This window comes from Sellimonas caecigallum (genome assembly GCF_019754295.1).
Taxonomy (GTDB): domain Bacteria; phylum Bacillota; class Clostridia; order Lachnospirales; family Lachnospiraceae; genus Sellimonas; species Sellimonas caecigallum.
The window spans coordinates 22,199-28,295 of record NZ_VIRV01000024.1; the positions used below are offsets into that span (position 1 = coordinate 22,199).

General features: G+C 48.4%; 5 protein-coding genes. All 5 read left to right on the plus strand.

What is annotated here, in order from left to right; genetic code table 11:
- Positions 1 to 76 precede the first annotated feature (76 nt).
- Positions 77 to 1,009, plus strand: a complete 933-nt coding sequence (cysK, locus tag FLB61_RS11800) for a cysteine synthase A (RefSeq protein ID WP_221920285.1) — start codon at positions 77 to 79, stop codon at positions 1,007 to 1,009.
- Between the two features lie 25 nt (positions 1,010 to 1,034).
- Positions 1,035 to 2,363, plus strand: a complete 1,329-nt coding sequence (locus FLB61_RS11805) for an O-acetylhomoserine aminocarboxypropyltransferase/cysteine synthase family protein (RefSeq protein WP_221920286.1) — start codon at positions 1,035 to 1,037, stop codon at positions 2,361 to 2,363.
- Positions 2,364 to 2,436: 73 nt separating this feature from the next.
- Positions 2,437 to 2,874 carry an NUDIX hydrolase gene (locus tag FLB61_RS11810; protein ID WP_221920287.1) on the plus strand — a complete coding sequence of 146 codons (438 nt, stop codon included), beginning with the start codon at positions 2,437 to 2,439 and terminating at the stop codon, positions 2,872 to 2,874.
- A gap of 215 nt (positions 2,875 to 3,089) precedes the next feature.
- Complete coding sequence (locus FLB61_RS11815) at positions 3,090 to 4,712, plus strand: phosphotransferase (RefSeq protein ID WP_221920288.1); 1,623 nt, start codon at positions 3,090 to 3,092, stop codon at positions 4,710 to 4,712.
- 163 nt (positions 4,713 to 4,875) lie between these two features.
- Positions 4,876 to 6,097, plus strand: a 1,222-nt coding sequence (locus tag FLB61_RS13095; RefSeq protein ID WP_246599227.1) for a GNAT family N-acetyltransferase, incomplete at its 3' end; no start/stop codon positions are given.

Below are 6,097 nucleotides of genomic sequence, written 5' to 3' on the forward strand. Positions count from 1 at the left end.
ACAGGTTGACAAGAGATGAATCATATCATATAATTCCTATATACTTAATAGGAAATAGAAAAAAGGAGATAGAAAAATGGGAAAAATTTATAACGGAATGGTAGAATTGGTAGGCAATACCCCTCTCGTACAGATGAAAAATCTGGAGAAAAAGTTGGAGCTTCATGCGCGCATTCTGGCAAAACTGGAGTATTTGAATCCGGCAGGGAGTGTCAAAGACAGGATCGCAAAAGCGATGATCGAAGATGCGGAAGACAGAGGCATACTGAAAGAAGGTTCTGTCATCATAGAGCCGACGTCCGGAAATACAGGAATCGGCCTTGCATCTATTGCGGCGGCAAAAGGGTACCGCATGATCCTTACGATGCCGGAGACCATGAGTGTGGAGAGAAGAAATATTCTGAAAGCATACGGAGCAGAAATTGTGCTTACAGATGGGACAAAAGGTATGAAGGGAGCCATCGAAAAAGCGGAGGAGATCGCCAAAGAGATTCCGGGAAGCTTTATACCGGGACAGTTTACAAACCCGGTCAATCCAAAGGTGCACACAGAGACGACAGGACCGGAGATCTGGGACGATACGGACGGAAATGTGGATATTTTCGTGGCTTCTGTAGGAACCGGGGGAACCATCACAGGGACAGGAACATACTTAAAGAAGCAGAATCCGGAAATAAAAGTTGTGGCGGTAGAGCCTGCAGAATCTCCGGTACTTTCCGGCGGGAATCCAGGGCCGCACAAGATCCAGGGAATCGGAGCAGGATTTGTCCCGGATGTACTCGACACGGAAATTTATGATGAAATCATAAAAGTGACAGGAGACGATGCTTTCGCATATGCGAAGACCATCGCGAAGGAAGAGGGAGTCCTGGTGGGCATCTCCTCAGGCGCGGCTCTTGCGGCGGCAGTATCTCTGGCAAAACGGCCGGAAAACGAAGGAAAGACGATCGTCGTGCTTCTGCCGGATACAGGAGACCGCTACTATTCCACACCATTATTCACAGCATAGCAGACCGAGAAAGGAAGGACAGCATATGAGCAGAAAAAGAAGCAGAGAAGAGAGAAAACTGAGATTTGAGACGCTGCAGCTTCATGTAGGACAGGAGAAGGCAGACCCGGCTACCGACGCACGCGCGGTGCCGATCTACCAGACATCCTCCTATGTGTTCCATGACTGTATGGATGCGCAGGCAAGATTTAGCCTTGCAAAAAGCGGCAATATATACGGACGATTGACGAACCCGACAGAAGATGTGTTTGAAAAACGGATGGCGGCTCTGGAGGGCGGTGTCGCAGCTCTTGCCGTGGCGTCCGGGGCAGCAGCGATTTCCTATACTTTTCAGGCATTGGCAAAACAGGGCGATCATATCGTGGCGGCAAAAAATATTTACGGCGGCACATACAACCTTCTGGCTCATACCCTTCCGGAATACGGTATTCAAACGACATTCGTAGATCCTTTTGAGGATGGAGCATTCGAGGCAGCCATCCAGGAAAATACGAAAGCAATATTCATAGAAACACTTGGAAATCCAAACTCAGACGTGACGGACATTGAAGCCGTCGCTGCCATAGCCCATGCCCACGGCATTCCGTGCGTTATCGACAATACGTTTGCGACCCCATACCTTGTACGTCCTATCGAGTACGGGGCGGATATCGTGGTCCATTCCGCCACAAAATTCATCGGCGGACACGGCACGACCCTTGGCGGCGTCATTGTAGACAGCGGCAGGTTTGACTGGGAGAGATCGGGCAAATTTCCGGGGATCTCTGAACCGAATGAAAGCTATCATGGGGTAAGCTTTACAAAAGCGGCAGGGGCGGCAGCTTTTATCACAAAAGTCCGGGCAGTCATCCTCCGGGATCTCGGGGCGGCGATCTCCCCTTTCAACGCATTCCTGCTCCTGCAGGGGCTGGAGACGTTATCTCTCCGGGTGGAACGCCACGTGGAAAATGCACGGAAAGTCGTGCAGTATCTGGAGGCCCATCCGCTGGTGGAGTGTGTGCATCATCCATCTGCGGCAGGGGACAAACGACAAAAAGAGCTGTACGAAAAATACTTCCCGAACGGAGGCGGCTCCATCTTCACATTCGAGATCAAAGGCGGAGAAAAGGAAGCGCAAACCTTCATCGATAACCTGGAGATCTTTTCCCTCCTCGCAAATGTGGCGGACGTGAAATCCCTGGCCATCCACCCTGCCTCTACGACGCATTCCCAGCTAAACAAAGAGGAAATGGAAGACCAGGGTATCAAGCCGAACACCATCCGTCTCTCCATTGGGACAGAACATATCAGTGATATTCTGGAAGATCTGGAAGAGGCGTTCGAGGCAGTGAGAGAAGAATCCCTGTCCCGGTAAAGCAAATCCATTGTCATCTTTTTGCAAATGGGATAAAATATTGGAAAAAGAATCGGACAAAGGGGGAAAATATATGGTAACAGTTACATTTCATGACAAGGAAGAAATCGATGATGCACGATTAAAATTTGCTGTCATCGCGGCAAGATATGAAGGGAAATGGGTCTTCTGCCGCCACAAAAAACGGGCGACCTGGGAAATACCGGGAGGGCACCGGGAAGAGGGAGAAGCGATCCTCGATACGGCCAGAAGAGAGCTTTGGGAAGAAACCGGTGCAGAAAAATTTGAACTTTCTCCAGTCTGTATCTACGGCGTCTCGGATGGAACAGAAACGACATATGGCCTCCTTTGCTTCGCGGAGATAAACAAACAAGGAGACCTTTCAGATGAGGTTGAAATCCAGGAGACCAAAACTTTTGCAACTATTCCAAAAGAACTGACTTATCCGGCTATCCAGCCCAACCTTTTCAATCACGTGCAGGGCTGGCTGAACTCGATGAGCAGATCGTAAGTTTGAGATTCGTATGATCAAAATAGAAGCTGACCGAGTGCATGCATTAATGGAAAAAGCAACCATTTGGCGCACAAATAGCTATGAACGGATGAGCAATTTCTCCGCCAATTTACCGCAAATAAAAGACTTTTTTTTGTAAATCTGTTATAATGAAACAATGAATTTCAAAGAAAGGGATGGCGGAGGCATCACGGCCTCCTTAAGGGAAGCAAATGAAGAGTTTATTGATTTTAGGTGCCGGCGGATTCGGGCACATGATCCAGGAGACAGCGTATCTTCTGGGATATGAGAATGCGGTGTTCCTTGACGATGCGGTAAAAGATAAGGATGTCGTTGGAAAATGCTGTGATTACAAAAATTTTCTGGAAGAGTATGATACGGCAGTAGCGGCGTTGGGAGACAACAATATGCGTCTGTACTGGACGGAAAAATTGATGGAGGCGGGGTATCAGGTGCCGGCTCTTATTCATCCGTCCGCAGTAGTAAGTCCCAGCGCAGAGATTGGAAACGGAAGTTTCGTCATGCAGAGGGCGGTAGTCAACACCCATACGGTAGTGGAGCACGGAGTGCTTGTAAACAGCGGTGCAGTGATAGACCATGATTCCCATATATGCAGTGGAGCACATGTGGGCCTTGGAAGTGTGGTAAAGGCAAACTGTACGATCGGATCCAGAGAGAAAGTAGAAGCGGGCGAAGTAATCTTTTCCACGAGAAGGAAGATCGACGGGGTGGACAACCGCAATCTGGAAGACGCCATCTACGCATTCGGATTTGGAAACCGGTGCAGCTATGTGAAGCCGTTTGGGGCAGGGCACATCAATGAAACTTACGCAGTGTACATGCCGGGAGAAGATGGAGACGAGCTGTCCTATGTGCTCCAGAGAGTAAACAGCAACGTATTCAAAGATCCTGCAGGTGTGATGGAAAATATTTTCGGGGTAACGGAATACCTGAGAAATGAGATCCGTCAGGAAGGCGGCAATCCGGATCGGGAGACACTTTCCTATATTAAGACAAAAAGTGGCTGCAATTATTTTGAGGATGGAGAAGGCGAACCGTGGAGATGCTACAACTTCATCCCGGATTCTGTCTGCTATCAGCTTGTGGAAGAGCCGGAGCAGTTTTACCAGTCCGGCAGCAGTTTTGGGCATTTCTTAAAGCAGCTTGGCAATTACCCGGCGTCCAGGCTCCATGAGACGATCCCGGACTTCCACAATACAGTAAAGCGTTTCGAGGCGTTTCAGGTTGCCTTAAAAAGAGATCTCAAAAACCGTGCCGTCACATGTAAACCGGAGATCCGTTTTGTACTTGACCGGGAAGCAGATTGCGGCGTCCTTGTGACAAAACAGGAAGATGGAAGACTTCCGCTCCGTGTGACTCACAACGATACGAAGTTAAATAATATTCTCTTTGATGCAAAAACAGGAAAGGGCCTTTGTATTATTGACCTGGATACGATCATGCCAGGGCTTGCGGCAAATGATTTTGGGGATTCTATCCGTTTCGGGGCAGCGACAGCGGCAGAAGATGAGAGAAACCTGGATCTCATGCATTTCGACCTCAACTTGTATGAACTGTATGTAAAAGGCTATCTGGAAGAGACAAAGGATGTTCTGACAGAAGAGGAGATCAAAAGTCTTCCGTGGGGAGCGCGCCTTATGACGCTGGAATGCGGTATCCGATTCCTGACAGATTATCTTCAGGGAGATACATACTTTAAGACGGAGTACCCGGAACACAATCTTGTCCGGGCACGGACACAGTTCCGCCTTGTGGATGAGATGGAACAGAATTTTGATAAAATGCAGGAAATCATCCAGAAATATACAAAGTAATATAAAAATTGAGTGTGAACGAAGGATGCCCTCAGGCAGGAGCTTTATTTTCCTGTCTGGGGGCTGATCATTTTTTATTTTCCTACTAGCCGGCACACAGACAAATTGATACAATAGAAATACGTTACAACAAAGGCTGATCTGGCGAAAAGGGGGATGTGATATGAGTCTGACTTTGGAATTGAAAGAATATTTGTACGAAAAGGGGGCAGCCCTGGTTGGTATCGGAAATATGGACGGTGTCGAAAACTGTAAATGGCCGACAGGAGTGTCGGTAGCAGTACCTCTACCAAAGCATGTGATCATGGATCTCAAGAAGGCTCCGACAAAAGAATACCGCGAATACTATCATAAGCTGAACAACAAGCTCAATGAAATTGTCACTGCGGGAGAAGCATTCCTGAAGGAGAGAGGGTATGAAGCGTGGGCACAGACCACCGACCGTGTAGAGGTTGGACCGGACAGAAAGTCCCGGATCCCGCATAAAACAGTGGCTACGAGGGCAGGACTTGGATGGATCGGAAAGAACTGTCTCCTGGTCACAAAACAATATGGATCGGCAGTAAGGATCTCATCTCTGTTCACGGATGCACCATTGGAACATGACTGTTCCATCAATGAGTCCCGCTGCGGCGGATGTACACTTTGTGTGAAGAACTGTCCTGCACAGGCGCTGAAAGGGACGCTTTGGAAAGCCGGGATGGAAAGGGAAGAGATCGTGGATGTGGAGACGTGCTACCGAAAAGAGAAAGAAATCATGACGAAAGCCACCGGGATCGAGACGGATTTATGTGGGAAATGTTTTGCCGTATGTGCCTATACCGACCGATATTTGAAAAGATCATCGGAGGAGGACGCAATATGTACTTTAGTGAAACCGGATGAACGATACACCGCGCAGATCGAAGCATTCAAACAGGAGATGCTGGAGGCCGGAAGTTCGATGGATGGGACAGGCTCCCTCCGGCAAAATGATCCCCTTGAGTGGATAAAAGAAAACAGGCTTTATGAAAAAAAGGAGAATGTCCCGGAAAATTGGGTTTCTGCGACGCAGTATGCCTATGTAAGGCAGCAGGATCAGAAGATCCTCGGCATGATCCAGATCCGGCATTACTTTAACGGATATCTGGAAAAATACGGAGGTCATATTGGCTATTCCGTCTGTCCGAGCCAACGGAGAAAAGGCTATGCAAAAAGGATGCTGAAAGAGGCGTTGCCTCTTTGCCGGGAGCTGGGGCTTAAGAAGGTTCTCATCACTTGTCTGGAAGAAAATGCAGGGAGCGAAAAGACAATCCTTGCAAATGGCGGGATTTATGAGTCCACAGTATTTGAGCCGGATATCGGGAAAAGAATGAAGCGTTACTGGATTGACCTGGAAAGAAATG

Excerpts from the sequence above, each read along its gene's own strand:
- FLB61_RS11815 (WP_221920288.1), top strand. The coding sequence starts at position 3,090 with ATGAAGAGTTTATTGATTTTAGGTGCCGGCGGATTCGGGCACATGATC.
- cysK (WP_221920285.1), top strand. The coding sequence starts at position 77 with ATGGGAAAAATTTATAACGGAATGGTAGAATTGGTAGGCAATACCCCT.
- FLB61_RS11805 (WP_221920286.1), top strand. The coding sequence starts at position 1,035 with ATGAGCAGAAAAAGAAGCAGAGAAGAGAGAAAACTGAGATTTGAGACG.
- FLB61_RS11810 (WP_221920287.1), top strand. The coding sequence starts at position 2,437 with ATGGTAACAGTTACATTTCATGACAAGGAAGAAATCGATGATGCACGA.